This is a genomic window from Morganella sp. Je.2.23 (assembly GCF_051129855.1).
GTDB classification, from domain to species: domain Bacteria; phylum Pseudomonadota; class Gammaproteobacteria; order Enterobacterales; family Enterobacteriaceae; genus Morganella; species Morganella sibonii.
Map to the genome: position 1 here is coordinate 1 of NZ_JBCPSQ010000057.1, position 255 is coordinate 255.

At 42.0% G+C, this 255-nt stretch carries 1 protein-coding gene; it reads right to left on the reverse strand.

Annotated elements, in window-relative coordinates; all coding sequences use genetic code 11:
- Positions 1-255 (reverse strand): hypothetical protein (locus tag AAZR23_RS20825; RefSeq protein ID WP_434694513.1); only part of this gene is annotated, 255 nt, incomplete at both ends.

Below are 255 nucleotides of genomic sequence, written 5' to 3' on the forward strand. Positions count from 1 at the left end.
CGGTTTTAACGCCACCGGTGATTTCCAGTTTGGGATAACAAAACGCCGCACTTATCAGCGGGAATTTCTGGTTATCTTTCCCTGTCTGTAATGCGCCGTTAATGATATTAAAACCGTTATCGATACAGTTCAGCAGTGTCAGTTTATTTTTGTTTTGTATAAATTCCTGTTTTAGCTCTGCCGTATAGCCGTGTCTGTCACTGCCGATAACAGAGAGAACCTCACCCTCTATGGTTACGCCATTTTTTATCTGAT